15 protein-coding genes are annotated in these 19,135 nt (G+C 68.7%); 6 read left to right on the forward strand and 9 right to left on the reverse strand.

The features are described from left to right. Positions 1–17 precede the first annotated feature (17 nt). Both VFK57_11725 and VFK57_11730 read left to right on the forward strand, forming a co-directional pair. Positions 18–842 (forward strand): ankyrin repeat domain-containing protein, encoded by an 825-nt coding sequence (locus tag VFK57_11725; GenBank protein ID HET7696371.1) that lies wholly within the window; start codon positions 18–20, stop codon positions 840–842. Next, positions 839–2,200 carry a PQQ-binding-like beta-propeller repeat protein gene (locus tag VFK57_11730; GenBank protein HET7696372.1) on the forward strand — a complete coding sequence of 454 codons (1,362 nt, stop codon included), beginning with the start codon at positions 839–841 and terminating at the stop codon, positions 2,198–2,200. The genes VFK57_11725 and VFK57_11730 overlap by 4 nt, the downstream gene beginning before the upstream one ends. A 13-nt stretch (positions 2,201–2,213) precedes the next feature. Here the strand turns inward: VFK57_11730 and VFK57_11735 are convergent, their stop codons facing one another. From VFK57_11735 to VFK57_11775, 9 genes are all read right to left on the reverse strand, one after another. Further along, positions 2,214–2,384 carry a hypothetical protein gene (locus tag VFK57_11735; protein ID HET7696373.1) on the reverse strand — a complete coding sequence of 57 codons (171 nt, stop codon included), beginning with the start codon at positions 2,382–2,384 and terminating at the stop codon, positions 2,214–2,216. A 153-nt stretch (positions 2,385–2,537) separates the two neighbouring features. Next, positions 2,538–3,134, reverse strand: coding sequence for a hypothetical protein (locus tag VFK57_11740; GenBank protein HET7696374.1), 597 nt, complete (start codon positions 3,132–3,134; stop codon positions 2,538–2,540). A gap of 4 nt (positions 3,135–3,138) precedes the next feature. After that, positions 3,139–4,584 (reverse strand): PQQ-binding-like beta-propeller repeat protein, encoded by a 1,446-nt coding sequence (locus tag VFK57_11745; protein HET7696375.1) that lies wholly within the window; start codon positions 4,582–4,584, stop codon positions 3,139–3,141. 13 nt (positions 4,585–4,597) lie between these two features. Then, positions 4,598–5,881, reverse strand: a complete 1,284-nt coding sequence (locus VFK57_11750) for a PQQ-binding-like beta-propeller repeat protein (GenBank protein HET7696376.1) — start codon at positions 5,879–5,881, stop codon at positions 4,598–4,600. A gap of 5 nt (positions 5,882–5,886) precedes the next feature. After that, positions 5,887–9,246, reverse strand: coding sequence for an FtsX-like permease family protein (locus VFK57_11755; protein HET7696377.1), 3,360 nt, complete (start codon positions 9,244–9,246; stop codon positions 5,887–5,889). After that, positions 9,243–9,926, reverse strand: coding sequence for an ABC transporter ATP-binding protein (locus VFK57_11760; GenBank protein HET7696378.1), 684 nt, complete (start codon positions 9,924–9,926; stop codon positions 9,243–9,245). The genes VFK57_11755 and VFK57_11760 overlap by 4 nt, the downstream gene beginning before the upstream one ends. A 15-nt stretch (positions 9,927–9,941) precedes the next feature. Further along, positions 9,942–11,252, reverse strand: a complete 1,311-nt coding sequence (locus tag VFK57_11765; protein ID HET7696379.1) for a glycosyltransferase family 4 protein — start codon at positions 11,250–11,252, stop codon at positions 9,942–9,944. Between the two features lie 16 nt (positions 11,253–11,268). Further along, positions 11,269–12,693, reverse strand: a complete 1,425-nt coding sequence (locus VFK57_11770; protein ID HET7696380.1) for an aldehyde dehydrogenase family protein — start codon at positions 12,691–12,693, stop codon at positions 11,269–11,271. Between the two features lie 71 nt (positions 12,694–12,764). After that, positions 12,765–13,850: a hypothetical protein gene (locus VFK57_11775; GenBank protein HET7696381.1), complete on the reverse strand. Its 1,086-nt coding sequence runs from the start codon at positions 13,848–13,850 to the stop codon at positions 12,765–12,767. A 204-nt stretch (positions 13,851–14,054) separates the two neighbouring features. Here VFK57_11775 and VFK57_11780 point away from each other — a divergent pair, with 204 nt between their 5' ends. The 4 genes from VFK57_11780 to VFK57_11795 all read left to right on the forward strand — a co-directional run. After that, the gene (locus VFK57_11780; protein HET7696382.1) at positions 14,055–14,249 is read left to right on the forward strand and encodes a hypothetical protein; all 195 of its coding nucleotides are present in this window, start codon (positions 14,055–14,057) and stop codon (positions 14,247–14,249) included. Further along, positions 14,250–15,878 (forward strand): hypothetical protein, encoded by a 1,629-nt coding sequence (locus tag VFK57_11785; protein HET7696383.1) that lies wholly within the window; start codon positions 14,250–14,252, stop codon positions 15,876–15,878. Between the two features lie 2 nt (positions 15,879–15,880). Next, complete coding sequence (locus VFK57_11790; protein HET7696384.1) at positions 15,881–17,188, forward strand: MFS transporter; 1,308 nt, start codon at positions 15,881–15,883, stop codon at positions 17,186–17,188. A 55-nt stretch (positions 17,189–17,243) separates the two neighbouring features. Then, positions 17,244–19,135: ABC transporter permease (locus tag VFK57_11795; protein ID HET7696385.1), on the forward strand; the 1,892-nt coding region annotated here is incomplete at its 3' end.

Raw genomic sequence — 19,135 nt, forward strand, 5'->3', positions numbered from 1 at the left:
CGATCAACGAGGCTTCCATGAAGTTCGCGATCCTCTGCTTTTCGATCTCCGCGCTGGCGCTCGCCCAGGCGCCTCCGCTGACCAAGGCGGAGCAGCTTCAGGACGCGGCGCGCAAAGGAGACGCCGCGGCGGTGAAGAAGCTGCTCGACGACGGCGTCGACGTGAACACCAAGTTCCGCTACAACGCCACCGCGCTGTTCTACGCCTGCGATCATGGCCACATCGACGTCGTGAAGGTGCTGCTGGATCGCGGGGCCGATCTGACGGTCAAGGACACCTTCTACGGCTTCACGCCCCTGGCGCTCTCGCTCGGTCCGGCGCAGAAGAAGAAGCCGGAGCACACCGAGATCGCCAAGCTGCTGATTGCCAGGGGCGCGCCGGGCAAGGACATGGCGCTGACCGCCGCGGTGCAGTCCGGCGACACCTCCCTGGCGCAGACCGTCCTCGACAGCGGCGGTTTGACGCCGGCGCAGCTCTCCGACGCGCTCGAAGCGGCGCGCGCGCAGAACAAGAGCGAGATGGCGGCGCTGCTGGACAAGGCCGGCGCGAAGCCGTACCAGGACTTCCCCATCGAGGCGGCGACGCTCGCGCGCCTTGCCGGCACGTACCGGAACCCGACGGGCACCGCCGAGATCGTCGTCACGGTCGCGGCGCCGCGGCTGAATCTCACCACGAGCAACGGACAGAAGCTCACGCTCGTCGCGCAGGACGCCCGAACGTTCAAAGCCATCGGCATGGGCGCCACCTTCGTCTTCGACATCGCCCCAGAGGCCGTCAAGAGCTTCACCATCACCCCCATGCAGGGGGCGCCCATCGTCTATACCCGCGTGGAGGGAAAGTGATCATCCGCCGCCCTGTTCTGGCCGCCGCGCTCTGTCTGGCGCTCGCGGCATCGCTGTCCGCGCGCCACGCCGAAGGGCAGAACTGGCCCGCGTTCCGCGGGGCCAACGCCGCCGGGACCGCCGACGGCAAGCCGACCGCCGTCAAGTGGAACGTTCCCGCCAACGAGAACGTCGCCTGGAAGGCGCCGATCGGCGGCGTCGCCGTGTCGAGTCCGATCGTCTGGGGAGACCGCGTGTTCGTCTCCACCGCGATCGGCAGCGATCCGAAACAGGGGATCCGCACCGGCCAGTACGGCGACGTCGAACCCGTGACCGACGCCTCGAAGCACAGCTGGCACCTGATCGCACTCGACAAGGCGACCGGCAAGGTGATCTGGGACAGGATCGCGTACGAAGGCGTTCCCAGGACCAAGCGCCATCCCAAATCGAGCCAGGCGTCTGCCACGCCGGTGACCGACGGCCGGGTCGTCATCGTCTCGTTCGGGTCCGAGGGGCTCTACGCCTACGACTTCACCGGCAAGCAGCTCTGGAAGAAGGACCTCGGCGTGCTGAACGCCGGATGGTTCTTCGATCCCGACTACGAGTGGGGCATCGGCAGCTCGCCGATCATCTACAGGAACCTGGCGATCGTGCAGTGCGACATCCAGCGCGGCTCGTTCATCGCCGCGTTCGACACGCAGACCGGCAAGGAAGTCTGGCGCACGCAGCGGGACGAGATCCCGTCATGGTCGACGCCGTCGATCCTCGAGGTGGATGGCAAGGCGGAGCTCGTCACGCAGGCCACCACGTTCACGCGCGGCTACGATCCGATGACCGGCAAGGAGCTGTGGAAGTACTCGGGAAACTCCGAGATCGCCATTCCCACCCCGATCATGGGGCCGGGCTTCATCGTCATCACGAACGGCTATCGCGGCGTGCAGCCGATCGTCGCGCTCAAGCCCGGCGCCACCGGCGACATCACGCTGAAGCAGGGTGAGACGAAGAACGCGCACATCGTGTGGAGCATGCAGCGCGGCGGCCCGTACATCCCGACGCCGGTCATCTACCAGGACCAGCTGTACGTGCTGCAGGGCAACGGCGTGCTGCAGGCCTACAAGGTCGCCACCGGAGAGCGCGTCTATCAGGAGCGCCTCGGCGGCACCGGCGGCTCCTTCAGCGCGTCGCTCGTCGCCGCGGACGGGAAGCTCTACGCCACCAGCGAAGACGGCGACGTGTTCGTGATCAAGGCGGGGCCGACCTACGAGCTGCTCTCGAAGAACTCCGTCGGCGAAGTGCTGATGGCGACGCCGGCCATCTCGGACGGCCTCATCATCTTCCGCGGCCTGAAGAACGTGATCGCGATCAAGGCCGCGCCGTAACCGACGCCGCCGTCTAGGTCTGGGTCGCGATCAGAAACGCCAGCGCCACCAGTGCCAGCATCCCGCCGAGAATGGCGCTGAGCAGCCAATACTGCGGCCATCCGAGTTGGGTGAGGGGGCTGCGGGCGGTCCGCCGACGGGGATCCCGCCGCGCTTCGTCGGAGACCAGAGCGTGTGAAGCCATGAAAGCACCTCCCTACTCCGCGTCCACGCCGCAGTCTACAGCGTCACGAGGCTGACCGCCAGAGCATCCCCCACAGCATCGAACCCCATGTGGACCGTGCTCCGCAGATCGCCGGAAGGCGCGGCTCACGTCAGGATCGCGCGCGACGTCTCCTCACCGCCCGGTGATGCTGCGCAACATGTCGGTCAGCGGCCGTCCGCCGTGGTCGACCGCACCGGGAAACCGCTCTTCGACTTCTTTCGCAAGCTTCTTCGCGTCGGACGGCTTGTCGTTGGCGGCGTAGAACAGCGCGAGCTGCGCCCGCGCCAGGGCGCCGACCTGCACGCCGTCGCCGTACCAGGTATCGCTGTGGTCCTTGATCGCCGCCTGGAGGTAGGCCTCGCGCTCCGCGCCCGACGACATCTGCGCGAGGTAGAGCACCGCACTCCCGGCGCGGTTCGACTTCGGATACTCCTTGACCACGCGCTGGAGGATGCTCTTCGCCTCGGGGCCGCGCAGGTCGCGGTTCGCGGTCTGGTACAGCTCCTCGAGCGCGCGCAGGTCTTCGCGCGAATAGATCGAAAGATCCTGCCGCATCCGCTCCTGCGCGCGGGCGCGCAGCGTTTCAATCGCGGGCTTCGAATCCTGCGCCGCGGACGGCAGCGGGGTCAACAACGACAGCGCGAGCGCCGCAATCATCGTCATCATGATTCTCCTTCCCTTCAGCAGACCGACGAGCACGCGTATCTCCTGCCGCGGGGTCAGGGCCACGGGTTCATCGGGCCTGGCGCCCGGCGCCGAACGCATACAGCGTCGACTTCGTGCGCAGGTAGATCCTCCCGTCAGCGATGGCCGGCGTCGCGAAGACCTCGTCCCCAATGGGATTGACCGCCAGGATCTCCCACTCCCCCTTCGCGTCGACCACCGACGCCGTGCCGTCCTGGCTGACGAGGAACACCTTCCCGTCGGCTCCCACCGGCGACGCGAAGTACTTGTCGATCGCCCCCTTCAGCCGTCCCTGCTTCAGCACCGCGCCGGTCGCCGGATCGATCGACAGCAGGATGCCGCTGTCGTTCACCATGAACAGCACGTTCTTGTAGAGGAGCGTCGACGGCACCTGGGGCACCGGGCGCGTGTACTTCCACTTGATCGCGCCGTCGGTCATGTCTCCCTGGCCGCCCAGCCTGATCGCCAGCAGGCCGTTCTCCGACGCGAGCATCGCCCGCATCACGCCCCAGTCGGCCGAGTCCAGGAACCCGTCCCGGTTGCCGTCGAACGCCGGGAAGCCGTACTTCGGGCTCAGCATCTTGTCCAGCGCCGGCGGGCCGCCGGCCACCTCGTCGCCGCCGATCCGGCCGTCCCTGTTCCTGTCGTAGACCTTCAGTCCCTCTTCCCACGAGATCGTCGGCACCTGCTGGCCGACCTGGTTCTGCGGGAACCCCCACCCGTTGATCCACGCCGTGTCGCCGTCGATCGACACGACCGACTTCATTTCGCACGCGAGACCGCGCACCCACCACACGCGCCGCCCCGTCCGCGCGTCGTAGGCGGAGAGTTGAAACGACTCGGGGATCAGGATCTGCTTCGGCTGCCCCTTGGGCTCGTAGACCGTCGGCGTCGAGTAGCCGGAGATGACGCCGGGACGATCGATCCTGTAGCGCACCTTCCCGGTCGCCGCGTCGACGCCGAGCAGGTACGAGGCAGTGTCCTGATCGACAGGGAGGATCACCATGCCGTCGACGAGTATCGGCGAGGCGCCGAAGCCGTAGAACATGTTGAACGGCCCGAGCGGCATCCGCCACAGCTCTTTCCCGTCGGCGGTGAAGCCGATCAGCCCGAACGACTGGAAGAACGCGAACACGCGCTGCCCGTCGGTGACCGGCGACGGCGATGCCGGCCCGTTCACGTTCTCGAGCCGCTCCTGCGGCCCGCGCGGCAGCTCGCGGCGCCACAGCTCCTTCCCGGACGCGCGATCCAGCGCGAGCACGAACAGCGTCTTCGCGTCCGCGCCGGTCATGAAGATGCGCGTCTCGGTGAGCACCGGCGACGAATGTCCGCCGGGAACCGCCGCCTTCCAGATCACGCTCTTGTCCGGGCCGAAATCCGACGGCAGGCCGGACGTGTTCGAGATGCCGGTGCCGTTCGGCCCGCGGAACCGCGACCAGTCCGTATCGGACGTCAGCAGGAGAGCTGCTGAGAGCAGCGCGGCGAGCTTCAACATCGCGTCACCTGAGCTAGGGTTTATTCGCGATGGCCCACAGGAACTTCGTCGTCCTGAAGTACATCGTTCCGCCGGAGATCGCCGGCGAGCTGAGCGAGTAGTCGTCGAACTCGTTCTCGGACAGGATCTGGAACTCGGGCCCCGCCTTGACGACGCTGGTGACGCCGTCTTCGTTGGTGATGTACAGCTTGCCGTCCGCGAGCACGAAGGAGCCGCTGTAGGTGCCCGGACGCAGCCGCTGCCGCCCGTAAACCTCCTTGCCCGTCTTGGCGTCGAGGCAATAGACGACGCCGTTATCGGTGACGGAGTACACGTACGTGCCGTCCGTGACCGGCGAGGGCACGTCGGGGCCGTTGTCGAACGACCACAGCACGTGCGACTTGGTGACGTCGCCGCGCCCGCCCGCCTTCACCGCCAGCATCGGCCGGACTCGCGTCGGCGCCAGAATCAGATCGCCGTGCACCACCGGCGAAGCCACGATGCGATACGCAGGGTTGTTCTGCGGGTTGAGGCCGTCGACGCGCCACAGCTCCTTGCCCGTGGTCAGATCGTGGCCGGTGACGACGTCGCCGCCGGTGATGACGAGCTCTTCCCCGCTGGCGGCCCTGGCGATCGCCGGGGTCGTATACGAATCCGGTGATTCCTGAATGGCGTTCGTCGGCCGTTCCACGCGCCAGGTGGTCTTCCCCGACTTCTTGTCGATGCGCAGCAGGTACGACGGATCGTCGGTGCGCATGCCGTGCAGCACCTGCACGTAGAGCGAGTCGCCGTGCAGCAGCGGCGACGAGCCGTAGCCCCAGTTCAGGCCGAAGCGGCCGTAGTCCGCCTGGATGTCGCGGGCCCACAACTCCTTCCCCGCGAAGTCGAAACCCTTCAGGATCCCCGTGCCCGTCAACACCCAGATGCCGGTGCCGTCGGTGACCGGCGACGGCGACGACTGGTTCTGCTTGCGCTGCATGCGATTGCCGCCGCCGAGCGGCCGCTGCCACAGAATCGTGCCCTTCACACGGTCGACCGACCAGAGATGCAGGCTCGGCTTGTCGCCCGGATCGGGCAGCGGATCGGCGACGTTCAGGAAGATGCGGTCGTCCCAGACGATCGGCGTCGATCCGGACAGCGCCGGCATCGGCAGCTTCCAGGCGATGTTCTCGCCGCTCGTGTGGGACCACTTGATCGGCAGGTTCTTTTCGGTGCTGAGGCCATTGCGCGCCGGGCCCCGCCAGTGCGGCCAGTTCTCGGCGCTCAGAGAGACGGCGGTCGAAGCGAGGACTATCGGTAACAGCGTTTTCACGCGCATGCGTTCTACTCCGATCTGAGCGCCGCCACGAGCGGCGACCGGACGGCGGCGCGCGTGGCGACGATGGACGATAGCAGTCCGGCGGCGAGCACGGCAAGCAACAGCAGCCATCCGCCGGAGGTGAGCGGCAGCCGCGCGCCGCGCTCCAGCGCGGCCGGTGCGATCGCGATGAACGCGCTCACCGCGCCGATCGCCAGTCCGCAGCCGAGCAATACCGCATTCTCGGCCAGGATGATTGCAAAGAGGTTCGACCGGCCGTAGCCGACGGCGCGCAGGAGCGCCAGTTCGCGGCGGCGCTCCAGGATGTTGCGCAGCAGGACGGCGGCCAGCCCGATGGTGCCGACCAGCAGTCCGAGCCCGCCGAGCGTCTGGAACGTCGACAGGTACGTGTTCTCGACCGCGTGGAACTCGGCAAGGCGCCGCGCCGTCGGCGTGGCGTCGGCGCCGAGATCGGACGCGGTGCGCTCGATGCCCTGCGCGATCTCCGCTGCCTGCGCCGGAGGGGTCTCGATCAGCAGGACCTGGTAGCCCTGCTGCTCGGGAAAGAGCCGGACGAAGTTCTCGTCCGACATCATCAGCTCGCTCTGGAAAATGCTGTCGGCGAGCGCCGCGACGAACCTGAGCCGGATCCGGCGGTCGCCGCGAACCAGTTCCATCTCGTCACCCAGCGCCTTGTGCAGCACGTAGGTCATCGAGTTCGCATCGGCGGCGACGGGAATCACGCCGCCGGGCAGCGGCTGGGTCAACAGGCGCCAGGGATTCGCCCGGTCCGCGTCCGATGCGGCCAGCGATCCCTGAAAGGCGAATCGCCCCGCGTCCATGAACCGCCGTCCGGCCCCGAGCATCCGCGGATTGGTCGGTTCGTAGAGGTTCAGACAGCTCGCGTCGTCTCCCGGCAGCAGCCGGAACGGCTCGACGGTGAGACCCGTCCTGGGCAGCCCGAGCAGGTCGCGGCCGTCCGGCGAATTCGGATCGTGTACCAGCGGCAGCGCCAGATCGACGAGCAGCGGGTACCCTCCGGTGCCGGAATGGGGGTCCGACGCATCGATCTCACCGCGCCGGAACGCGTCGACGGAGATGAGGATGAAGGTGGCCGAGGCGATCACCGCGACGGCGAGGACGCTCCGTCCGGGCCGCTCGGTCGTGTTGCGGAAGCCGATCCCCGGTGTGGAACGCACGCTCGACGCGGCGCGCGACACCGCCGTCAGCCGCGCGGCGAGCAGGAACAGACACGCGCCGAGCATCGACGCGCCGGCGCCGAAGAACGCGCCGGCGGCGGGGATCGCCTTCGCGGCTCCGGCAGCGATGAGCGAGATGGCGGCGACGAACAGCAGCACGCCGAGCGCTGTGGCGGGCACACGCCGGCCCGACGGATGCGATGCGAACTGCTCGAACGGCCGGATGTCGCCGGCAAGCAGCGACCGCTCGGAGATGCGGGACAGGCCGCGCAGCGTCCACCAGATGCAGCCCATCGCCGCGAGGAGCGCGCCGGCGGCGCCGGCCGCCAGGGAAAGCGGCGAGACGTGCAGCGTGAGCGCCGTCGTCCCCACGGCCCCGGACCACCAGGTGCGCAGTCCCGCCATCAGGATGGCGCCGTAGGCCACCGCCCCGGCGATGCCGAGCACGCTCCCCGCGATGGCGAGGACGAGTCCTTCACCGGCAAACAGACGACGGACCGCCGGGGTGCTGTAGCCGACCGCGCGCAGCAGCCCGACTTCGCGGGCACGCTGCTCGACGCCGAGCCGGAAGAACAGCGCCGCGAGCACCAGCGCGGAGACGACGAGGAAGAAGCTGAAATAGACGAAGTATTCGCCGAAGTTGGTGGCGCCGCGGGAGGCGTGGAGGGCTTCGGCCCGGACGGCGCGCGCGGCGATACCGCTGGCGGCGGGATCGGCGGCGTTCAGGAAGGCGGCGGCGAATGCGTCGCGCGCCTGCGTCAGCGTCTGCGTGGGGCCCGGGATCAGGCGCATCGACGTGCGATCGCCGTGACGCGTCTTCCACAGCTCCTGCCCGACGCTCGCGAAGATGAACGCTTTGGGGGTGGTGCGATACCGCTTCCAGTAGTCCTCGTCTTTCGGACGCACCCGCTTGAGGTCGATCGGAAACGGCGGATCCCAATCGCCGAGGGTGTCGGCCTCGGTGATGCCCGGATACACCGGCGTCAGATCGCGATCCGCGGCCGCCCCTTCGATCGGCACGATCGCCCCCACCGCGAACTCCGCCTGACGTGTGACCAGGATGCCGGGCTCCTGCCACACGTAGTAGTCCAGCGTAATGGGATCGCCGACCTTCACGCCGAGATCGCGGGCGGTCCAGTCGTTCAGGACGATCGGCGGCCGCTCCGGCGCCTGTGATTGATCGAGATATCCGGCCGGAACGATCGGCACGATCGACGTTGCCGAGACCAGCGAGTACGGCACGTGCGCGGCGCCGCTGCGGATGGTGTTGGCCAGATAGGTGAAGACGGGATGCGAGGTCAGCCCGGCGAGCTTTGCCGCCTGCTCCGCGGCCGAGGAACGGCTCGCGTCGATGACGCCGGCGTCCGCTTCGAGCGCCAGGCCGCGCTCGGGATCGAGGATGCGCAGCGCCAGTCCGTAGTCCTCGAGGTGGACGTTCTTCTTGAGGAGCGCGCCGAGGAACTGGCCGGCGTCGTGCACCTGCGGCGCCGGCTGGTCGGCCACGAGGATCGCATTCGCCTTCCGCGCGATCTCGAGATCCTGCTGCAGCCGGCGCAGCGGCACGTACACGGCGCGGACGTCCCCCTGCTGCGGCCGGATCGTGAACTCGCCGAGCGCGCCGCGATCGAGCACGCCGCGCACGGTGAGCCGGATCGTGCGGCCGGCGTCTTCCTTGCGGCCGTGGACGGATTCGATCGGGATCGCGGACGGACGCTCCAGGCGGACCAGCACGGTGCCGCCGTCCGATGCGCCGATGTCGGCGGCCAGCGCCCGGCTGACGAATGCGTCGCGGCCTGAAGGGCCGGTCCGCTGGACTCCGTGAAACTGCCAGAAGCGATCGTCGACGCCGTACACCGCGACGTTCGACGCGCGGCGGCCGGTGGTCTGCTCGCTGACCGCCCCTTGCAGGATCACGAGCGGCGCGGCGGCGGCGAACGCCTGGCGGAATGCCGGGTCGTTCTGGAGGTCGCCGGCGAGCTGCTCGCGGAAGAACCCGGTGGAGAGCACCGCGCGATCGGTGCGGCCGAGCCGCTCGACGACGAGGTCGCGCAGGCTGCCGCGGACCGAATCGCCGACCAGCAGCGCGCCGGACAGCACTGCGACCGCGGTCGCCACACCGGCGATCACCGCGAGATTGGTTCGCCAGTAGTGTGCGAGCCCCCGCCGGATCAGGTCGGTTGCGGTCACGAGCGGCGGAGTTGAGCGTCGAGCAGGTTGAAGCGGATCGGAAGCCGCGCCGCCAGCTCCGCGCTGTGGGTGACCACCACGAGGATCGTGTTCTGCAACCGGTGCAGGTCGAGCAGCACGCCGGTCACGTTGTCGGCCGCGGCGCGGTCCAGGTTGCCGGTCGGCTCGTCACACAGCAGCAGGCGCGGCTGCCGCACCAGCGCGCGCGCGATGGCGACGCGCTGGCGCTCGCCGCCGGACAACTGCGCCGGCCGGTGATCGCTGCGATCGGCGAGGCCGACCTGCGCGACCAGCTTCTCGGCGTGCGCGCGGTCCGCCTCCGCCTGCTGCCGTCCGGCGGACTTCGCCGAGACCAGCGTCGGAATGAGCACGTTCTCGAGCACGGTACACTGCGGCAGCAGACAGTGATCCTGGAACACGAACCCGATGCGCTCGTTGCGGAAGGCAGCGAGCTGCGCCGGCGGCAGCGCGAACGGGTCGACGCCGTCGAGCGTCACCGTTCCTGCGGTCGGAGGCTCCAGCCCGCCGAGCACGTACAAGAGCGAGCTCTTGCCGCTCCCCGACGGTCCCATGACCGCGGCCGCGTCACCCGGCGCGAGGTCGAACGACACGCCGGACAGCACGCGCAGCGGTCCGCGCGCGGTGGGATAGTCCTTCGTGAGCTGAGCGACGTGCAGCATTCTCAGTTCCCGGCGTCAGCCCCGGGATCCAGAACCGCTGGATGAACCCGTGACCTCCGAATAGACTGCCATCAGCCGGTCGGCCGACCTGGCGATGTCGTAGTGCCGCCGGACGCCGTCGAAGCCGCGCTCGCCGAGCCGTTCGTTCAGCGCGCGGTCGGCCCAGAGATCGTGCAGCGCTCCGGCCAGCGCATCCGGATCGTCGGGAGGGACGAGCAGGCCGCCCCCCGTCTTCTCGATCATCTCGGTGAAGGCGCCGCGGCGGGGCTGCACGACGGGGACCCCTTCGGCCATCGCCTCCAGGACGAACACGCCCTTCGGTTCGTCGTAGGGCGTCGGCACCGACAGCACGTCGAGCGATCGGAGGAACTCGAGCTTGCCGTCGCGATCGACGCTGCCGTGGTACATGAACTCGTCCGCCAGGCCGGCGCCGCGCAGCCGCGCCTTGACCTCCGCAAGATACGGCGCCTGCGCCGGCCACATGTACCCGGCGGCGTCGAGCCGCATCCGCGCCTGCGGGACGCGGCGGCGCAGGCGGACGTAGGCGTCCGCGAGCACGTGCAGCCCCTTCTCCGGCGCGATCCGCGCGAAGTACCCGACGCGGAACGGATCGCCGTGACGCTCGCGCCGCGCGAATCCCGTCAGGTTGATCCCGAGCGGGACGACGGACATGCGGTCGCGCGGGATGGCCAGCATCGACGACATCACCGGCACGTACGCCTCGCTGACCGGCAGGAAGCGGTCCACCTCGCGCACCTGCCGCTGGATCAGCTCGATCGCCTGGGTCCGGTACGGCTCGATCAGTTCGTTGAGAAACAGGTCCTCTCCCTGCAGCGTGCAGCACACCGGCCGGCCGAGGGCGCGCTTCAGCGGCCGGGCGAGCCCGATCAGCAGCGAGTTGGGCAGGTTGATCACGTCGGGGACCGGCTCGTCCGCGATCCACGTCAGCAGCTTGCCGAATTCCTTGCGCAGCACGCCGTGATCCCCTTCGAGCATCGAGATCGTCATGTCGCCGAGCAGTTTCGGATCGGTCGACGTGGATCGGCTGGCGAGCGTCTTGATCAGCCACGGCGCGTCGAGCAGCGCATCCAGCCATTTCGGGCTGCGCCGGAAAAACGGCACGTATTGCTGCAGGTAGACGCTGATGCCGCCGAACAGCACGCGGCGGTGGCTCACGTTGGTCTCGTCCGGACTGGTCGGCGTGTAGAGCGGCAGCAGGGTGACCCGGTGCCCGCGGCGCAGCAGCTCCACCGCGAGCGCGTTGTCACGGAGGCAGGAGCCGCAGTACATCCCGGCGGCTCCGGCGGTAATTGAGAGGATGTTCACCGCCGCCCAGGCCGCTCTAGATCGCCGCGGCCTGGAAGGCGCGGGCCCGGAACAGGAAGTCGATCAGATTCCCTTCGTGCGGCTGCAGCCAGTTCAGCTGCGTGGTCGGCACCGGACCGAAGTTCAGCCGGTCGACGTGCACCGCGTCGAGCAGCCTGCGCCGCAGCTCCTCGTTGTTGGTGAGCGCGGTGCAGACGAGCGTGGGACCGATCGCCTGGATCATCTTCGCTTCGGGGCACTGCACCACCGTCGCGAACGGGAACATGTATTCCTTGCTGGCGATCGCCGCCTCCGGCGAGTCGCAGTGCACGATGGTCGGCAGCAGGTAATCGGCACGCCCCTGCTTGACGAGGCGCGGACCTCTCCGGTATTTCGCGGTGACGTCGACGACGCCGGGGGCCTGAAGGTCGGCGTCGATCGCCGCGTTGATCGCGTCTGCCGCGCCGGGGACGGTGAATGCGGCCAGGCTCGCGTCGGGGTGATCCGGCGGCAGCGCCTCGATCTTCGCCAGGCGCGCGGCAATCGCATCGGCGATCGCCTGCGTGTGACGGCTCGCCCAGATCCCCGAGGTGTTGATGCAGCCGCGGCCGCTGTTCAGGAAGATGCTGTCGACCATGACGTCGAGGAACTCCTCCCACCGGTCGACCACGTCGTCGCCGATCAGGATCTTGGAGAAGCCCGGCCCGTGCGCCTGGACCTTCGGGTTGCCGCGATAGCGATCGACCGTCGCCTGGCCGCCGAAGATCATCGTGCGATCCAGCGCGTCGAGCACCGCGGCCCCGACGTCGGCGCCGCCCGGATACAGGGAAATCGCCTCGCGCGGAATGCCGGCCTGGAAGAACGCCTCGGTCATGCGGTACGGCGTCCACGGCTCCTGCGGTCCCGGTTTGAGCACCAGGCCGACCTGCAGCGGGATGATCGGCAGCCACAGCGTGTGCACGCCCGGGGAGTTCGACGGAAGCACGAGGCCGACGACCGGGCTCTGCACCTGGAAGCTGATCGGCACGCCGCGTTCCTCGCCGTATCCGGCGGACAGCACGTCGAGCGCCAGACCGCGCGTCAGCGATTCGAGGATCCGCCGCATCTCGGCGAGCACGAAGGCGTTCTTCTTCATGTTCGCGCGGCACATCTTCTCGGGCAGGCCGGTGCTGGCCGATTGCGCGCGCGCGAACTCGTCGGGCGACTGCGTGCCGGTACCCATCGGCAGCGTCCCGCTCATGTACAGCTCGCCGGCCTTGCCGGCGCGGGCGATCAGCTCGTCGATGGAAAACTCGCGCAGCACCTCGCGGGCGCGCGCCGCCTTGCGCGCGTCGCGCTGGATCATGCCGCCGTTGGCGCGGCTCACGGTCGCCATCGGCTCGCCGGTCGAGAAGTGGACGACCTCGTCCTTCTCCAGCGAATCGTACGGTTGGCCCCAGCGGAGTATCGGTAGATGCAGCATCGGGTTATTCAGCGCCGGTCACGGTCACGCAGACGTCGCGGAGGACGCCGGGACCTCTTGTGTTCCTGTCTCTAGTACACACCAACAGTGGTCGTGGCGGCGAAGCCGTGGAATGGCCGGACGCCGCTGACCCCGTCCCACGGATACTTGTCGTGCGGCTTCTCGCGCTCCCCTTCATCCCGCTCGAGGAAGCCGGGCATGAAGAACTCCTTCGTCAGCGTCGTCAGCTTCACGCGTCCGGTCTGGCCGTACTCCACGACTTTGTTCTGATCGTCGAAGTCGACCACCTGCACGACGGCGCGCGGCTGCGGCGCGTAGTAGGTGATCTTGTAGCCGTTCGCGGGACCGCTCGGCGCGCTGGCGGCCAGGCCCATCAGCGTGTTGCCGTAGGTCGGCGTCATGTAGGCGCCGTCGAGCAGCTCCTCGTGCGCGAAGCGGTTCCACTGCGGCGTGAACTCGGTGCCGCCGGAGAAGATCCCGGTGATGCCGGCCTTGCGGATCGACGTGCCCATGTCTTCCAGCCGGAGCGCGAGCGCCTCGAGCAGCTTCGGCGTGGTGAACATGCAGCGGATGTCGTGGTTCGCCTGGAGGATCGTCACCGCCTGGTCGATCACGTGATCCTTGTAGGCCTGGAGGTGCTCGGTCCAGCCCTTCTTGATCAGTTTGATGACCCAGCGCGGATCGAGATCGACGCAGAAGCTGATCCCGCCGCGGTACTGCGCGAGGTGCTCCACGGCAAGGCGCAGGCGGCGCGGCCCGGACGGACCGAGCATCAGCCAGTTCGCGCCCTTGGGAAAGTACTCGTCCGGCAGCGTGTGGCTGAACAGCTCGTAATCGATGCGGAAGTCCTCCGACGCGATCCGCGTCTTCGGCACGCCGGTCGTCCCACCCGTCTCGAACACGAAAATCGGTTTGCCCGCCAGCCCTCGCGGCACCCAGCGCTGCACCGGTCCGCCGCGAAGCCACTCGTCCTGGAATTCACCGAAGCGCGCCAGGTCGCCGAAGGTGCGGACTTCGCGGCGCGGATCCCAGCCGGCCTTCTTCGCAAAGTCGAGCCAGAAGGGACAGCCGGTCGCAGGATCGAAATGCCAGTCGACGACCTCCCGCACCCAGCGATCGAGGGCTTCCTGTGGGCTGCTGGTCGGCGAAGGGAGCATGGCGTCGAGTATATCGTTTTCATCCGAGGGCCTTCGCCCCCCGGGCTCCCCTGCAGCGTCACTCGCCCGTCGACTCGACTCAGGGCGACCCTGAGGTTCTCGAAGGGGCGCTCGCGCCGTTTCACCGCCGGCCCGAAGGGCCGTCTCGCCGTCGCGCCGGGCAGGGGCGAAGGCGGAGGCCGGAACCTTATAAGATACGTCTCCGTGGCGCTCGTCATCGTACTCGTCTACCTGCTGCACCAGGACTTCTGGTTCTGGCGGAGCGCGCGGCCGCTCGTGTTCGGTTTCCTGCCGGTCGGTCTCGCCTATCACGCCGCCTACACGCTCGGCATCTCGCTGCTGATGCTGTATCTGGTCCGGCATCACTGGCCTTCGCATCTCGACGACGCCGGCAGATAGATGGTTGCCGCGTCGGTCGTCTTCGCCTACCTCGCGCTGGTCCTGTCGATCGGCGTCTTCGCCGGCCGGCCGAGGACCAACGGCGGCGGCGCGGCCGAAGACTACTTCCTCGCCGGACGTTCGATCGGTCCGGTCGTGTTCCTGCTGTCCCTGTTCGGCACGAACATGACCGCGTTTTCGATCCTCGGCGCGTCCGGTCACGCGTTTGCCAACGGCATCGTCACCTACGGCCTGATGGCGTCTTCGTCGGCGCTCGTCATCCCGATCGGACTCTTCGTCATCGGCACGCGGCTCTGGGCGCTCGGCAAGCGGCACGGGTTCATGACGCCGGTGCAGATGTTCCGCGATCGGTGGGAGTGCGGCCACATCGGCACGGTAATCTTCGCGGTCCAGGCCGTCCTGCTCGTGCCTTACATCGTCATCGCGGTGATGGGCGGCGGGACGACGCTGCGCGCCGTCAGCGGCGGCGCGGTGCCGTACTGGCTCGGCGGCGCCGTCGTGTCGATGGTGGTGATGAGCTACGTGTTCTTCGGCGGGATGCGCGGCACCGCCTGGGTGAATACGTTTCAGACGATTCTGTTCCTCTCCTTCGGCGCCGTCGCCGTTACCGTGATCGCGCAGGGCATGGGCGGGTTCGCCAATGCGATCGAATCGCTGCTTGCGTCCCCCTCGACCGCACCGCTGCTCACGCGTGAGCGCGTCTCGCCGCTCTACTTCTTCAGCTACACGTTCATTCCGCTCTCGTCGCTGGCCTTTCCGCACATCGGCATCTTCTGCCTCACGGCAAAGCGCCTCGGGCACTTCCGGCGGACGGTCGTGCTCTACCCCCTGTGCATGCTGGCCATCTGGCTGCCGTCGGTCTTCCTGGGCGTGGCCGCCAACAGCGCCCGCGATCTGCCGGCGATCAACGCCAAGGTCGAAGCGCGGGCCGCGCTGAACGCGCCAGGAGCACAGCTCACGCCGGAGCGCCGGGCTGAACTGCGCGCCGCCGCGAGCGGCGACGACGTGATCCTGAGGCTGGTGGAGGGCTATGCGCCGCTGTGGCTGGCGGCCATCCTCGGCGCCGCCGTGATGGCGGCGGTGATGGCAAGCGACTCCCAGATCCTGGCGTTGTCGACGATGTTCACCGAAGACGTGTTTGCCTACTACGGCGGGCAGGCGCGCTTCGGACCGTCGGTGCAGGTCCAGACCGGGCGGATATTCGTCATCCTGCTGACCGTGATCGCGTATAGCATCGCGCTGACCGCGCCACAGTCGATCTTCGACATCGCCAGCCAGTACGCGTTCGCCGGCTATTCCGCCCTCTCGCCGCTGCTCGTGGCGGCGCTCTTCTGGAAGAAGAGCACCAGGTGGGGCGCGCTGGCCGTCGCGGTGTGGACGGGAGCGGCCGTGGCGGCGGTGGCCCTGTTCCAGTCGGCCGTGCCGGCCCCGCCGCCCGGCGCCGCTGTAACGGTCTGGGCCGTGGGCGGCGTAGATGTCATCACCCGGATCGCGGCGGGGACGACGGTGCTCGGATTCCTACCGGTGGTGCCGATGACGATCGGCTCGGCGCTGCTGATGTTCGTCGTGTCGCGCGCCACGGCGGGGTCGCTTCCCTCCGCCGCCACGCTCGCGAAGTACGAGGTATAGAGATGGACAGGAAAACCTGGCTGATCGCGGTCATCGCCGCGATCGGCTTTGCGTTCGATACCTACGAACTGCTGATGCTGCCGCTGATCGCCCGGCCGGCGCTCATGGATCTGCTCGGCGTGCCGGCGACCGATCCGGCGATCAACATGTGGGTGGGCCGCCTGTTCTACTGGCCGGCCGTCGCGGGCGGGGTCTTCGGGCTGCTCGGCGGCTATCTCACCGACCTGTTCGGGCGTCGCCGCGTCCTCACCTACAGCATCCTGCTCTACGCGCTGTCGGCGTTCGCCGCGGGATTCTCGACCTCGGTTTACGAGCTGCTCTTCTGGCGGATCTGCACCTTCGTCGGCGTCTGCGTCGAGTTCGTCGCCGCCGTGGCGTGGCTCGCGGAGCTCTTCTCGGACCCGAAGCGCCGCGAGGCCGTCATCGGCTACACCCAGGCGTTCGGCTCGCTCGGTGGCCTGATGGTGACCGGGGCGTATCACTACGCGGTCGTCAACGCCGCCAACTTCCCCGCCGTTGCCGGGGGCCACGCGCCGTGGCGCTACACACTGATGTCGGGTCTGATTCCGGCGATCCCGCTGATCGTGATCCGGCCGTTCCTGCCTGAATCGCCGGTGTGGCGCGAGAAGAAGGCGGCCGGCACGCTGCGGCGGCCGTCGTTCGGCGAACTATTCCGGCCGCAGTACGCGCGGACGACGATCGTGACGACACTGATGATGGCGTGCGTCTACGGCGCGGCGTTCGGCGCGATCCAGCAGATGCCGCGGATCGTGCCCGGCCTGGCGGAGGTGCGCGGACTGGATCGGCCCGCGATCGAGCAGACGGTCAGCGCGGTGCAGTACTTCCAGGAAATCGGCGGGCTGGCCGGACGCATCCTGCTCGCCTTTCTCGCCGTCCGCATTCTGAGCCGCCGCCGGCTGGTGCACGTGTTCCAGATCCCTGGCCTGATCCTGCTGCCGCTCGTGTTCTTCTACGCGCCGACGAGCAGCGTCGAGACCGTGAAGTGGGGCATCCTGGCGGTCGGCCTGGTCACGATCGCGCAGATGAGCTTCTGGGGCAATTACCTGCCGCGCGTCTACCCCGTCCACCTGCGCGGCACGGGGGAGAGCTTCGCCGCGAACGTCGGCGGTCGCATGATCGGCACGTCGGCCGCATTGCTCACAACCACCCTCGTGGCGTCGATGCCCGGCGCGACGCCCATCGTCAGGCTCGCCTACGCGGCGGCGCTGGTCGGCACGACCGTGTACGTGATCGCCTTCATCGCCAGCTGGTGGCTGCCGGAGCCCAAGGCCGAGGACCTGCCGGAATAGGTGCGCTGTTAACGACCCCGGCGGCACCCCGTCCTTCACACCAGAAGAGGTGGTCATGGTGTGGCTCGAGCAGGCTGTCCAGGATCTTCGCTACGCGCTTCGGACACTGCGGCGAAACCCGGGATTCGCGGCGGCCGCGATCCTGACGCTGTCGCTGGCGAGCGGCGCGACGACCGCGATCTTCTCCGTACTCGACGCGGTCGTGCTGAGGCCGCTCCCCTTCCCCGAGCCCGACCAGCTGGTGCAGGTATACGGGCGAAGCTGGCGCGAAGAGCGCGGCGAGCCGGATCCGCTGAAGGGACCGGTCAACTACAGCGACCTGGAAAGCTACCGCGCCGGGACGTCCACCTTCGATGGCTTTGCCGCGTACTCGGTGGCGGTCCGGCATCTCGACCACGGCTCCGGGGCGCCCGAACGCCTCAACGCCGTGATCGCGGACGTGGAGCTGTTCTCCGTGCTGCGGGCGGAACCGCTGATCGGACGCACCTTCCAACCCGGCGATCCGCCGACGGTGGCGGTGATCAGCGCGCGGCTCTGGAAGGAACGTTTCGGCGGGAATCCCGCCGCCCTCAACCAGCCGCTGCGGCTCGACGGCCGCGCCTATACCCTGCTCGGCGTGATGCCGGAGCGGTTTCAGTTCCCCTATCGCGCCGCCTCGCTCGTGGCGGCGGCGCTCCCGGAATCGCGCACGGACGTCTGGGTGCCGCTCGATCCGCGGCGTGGCCGCGTTACCGTGGTCGCGCGGCTGAAGCCCGGCGTCCCCGGCGAGCGCGGCCAGGCGGATCTGGCGGTGATTGCGGCCCGTCTCGAGCAGCAGCAGCGCGCCGCGAACCCGCGACTGCGCGTCGGCGTGCGCGTACAGGGGCTGGGGGATGTCGTCATCGCGCCCGTCCAGCGATCGCTCTGGATGCTGTTCGCGGCGGTGGGGCTGGTCCTGGCGGCGGCGTGCGCGAACATCGCGAACCTGCTGCTGGCGCGCATGTCGGCCCGTGCGCGTGAGGTCGTGACGCGCGCCGCGCTCGGCGCCGGACGCGGCCGTCTTGCACGGCAGTTCCTCATCGAGAGTCTCTGCCTCGGCCTCCTCGGCGTGGCCGGCGGGATCGTGATCGCGCGGTGGGGCGTGGCGCTGCTCGCCAGGATCGGCTATGCGAGGATTCCGCGCGCGCACGAGATCGCCCTCGACTGGCAGGCCTTCGCGTTCCTGCTCGGCGTCTGCACCCTGACCGCGATCGTCTTCGGCCTGGCGCCGGCGTTCATCGCCGCGCGGCTCGACGCGCAGGCAATCACCAAGGAATCGTCCGGCCACGCCACGATGGGACGCCGCTTCGCGTATCTCCGGGACGGACTCGCGGTGATCGAAGTCGCCCTCGCGTTCGTGCTGGCCGTCGGCGCGTCGATGGTGATCCGCGAGGTCGTGCGTCTGCGCTCGATCGACACCGGCATGGCGACCGGGCGGGTCGCGGTGCTGCAGCTGACGCCGCGCGCCGCGGCCGCCGATTACCAGGCGATCGAGGACCGCGTGGCGCAGGTGCCGGGGGTCCGCGCCGCGGGATTGATCCAGATGGTCCCGCTGCAGAACTGGGGCTGGGAGGCCGACTTCAACATCCGCGGCCGCGCGCCGGAGCCCGGCGTACGCCGCGTGATCGAGCTGCGCTACATCACGCCCGGATACTTCCAGGCGATGGGCATTCCGATCGTCAGCGGACGCGCGTTCACCGCCGCCGATACCCCCACCGCACCGCCGGCGGTGATCGTGAACGAGACGCTCGCCAGGCGCTACTTCCCCGGCGAGAACGTGATCGGCCGGGAGCTCGATCGCGGGTTCATCGTCGGCGTCGCCGCCGACGTCCGCAACGTGCGGCTGGATCGGCCGACCGCGCCGGAGCTGTACTATCCGGTGGCACAGAACATCGCGATGACCTCGGACCTCGGCATGTCCCTGATCGC

The organism is Vicinamibacterales bacterium (assembly GCA_035699745.1).
GTDB lineage: Bacteria > Acidobacteriota > Vicinamibacteria > Vicinamibacterales > 2-12-FULL-66-21 > JAICSD01.